Genomic DNA, 497 nt, shown 5'->3' on the forward strand with positions numbered 1-497 from the left:
ACCGTAGGGGAACCTGCGGTTGGATCACCTCCTTACCTTAAAGAACCTGCCTTTGCAGTGCTCACACAGATTGTCTGATGAAAAACAGCAGTAAAAACCTCTACAGGCTTGTAGCTCAGGTGGTTAGAGCGCACCCCTGATAAGGGTGAGGTCGGTGGTTCAAGTCCACTCAGGCCTACCAAATTTGCGAAGCAAATTTGAAGAGGTTGCAAACGATGGGGCTATAGCTCAGCTGGGAGAGCGCCTGCTTTGCACGCAGGAGGTCTGCGGTTCGATCCCGCATAGCTCCACCATCTTTACTGCGAACACAAGAAAACTTCAGAGTGAACCTGAAAAGGTGCACTGCGAAATTTTGCTCTTTAAAAATCTGGATCAAGCTGAAAATTGAAACGACACACAGTTAATGTGTGTTCGAGTCTCTCAAATTTTCGCAATCAGAAGTGAAACATCTTCGGGTTGTGAGGTTAAGCGACTAAGCGTACACGGTGGATGCCCTG

At 48.1% G+C, this 497-nt stretch carries 2 tRNA genes; both read left to right on the top strand.

What is annotated here, in order from left to right:
• The first annotated feature begins 104 nt into the window (after nt 1-104).
• Nucleotides 105-181: transfer RNA gene (locus tag RRF55_RS27240), tRNA-Ile, on the top strand.
• Nucleotides 182-217: 36 nt separating this feature from the next.
• Nucleotides 218-293 (top strand) — tRNA-Ala (locus RRF55_RS27245).
• Nucleotides 294-497: the final 204 nt, after the last annotated feature.

This window comes from Klebsiella sp. K47, from assembly GCF_051858335.1.
GTDB lineage: Bacteria > Pseudomonadota > Gammaproteobacteria > Enterobacterales > Enterobacteriaceae > Klebsiella > Klebsiella pneumoniae.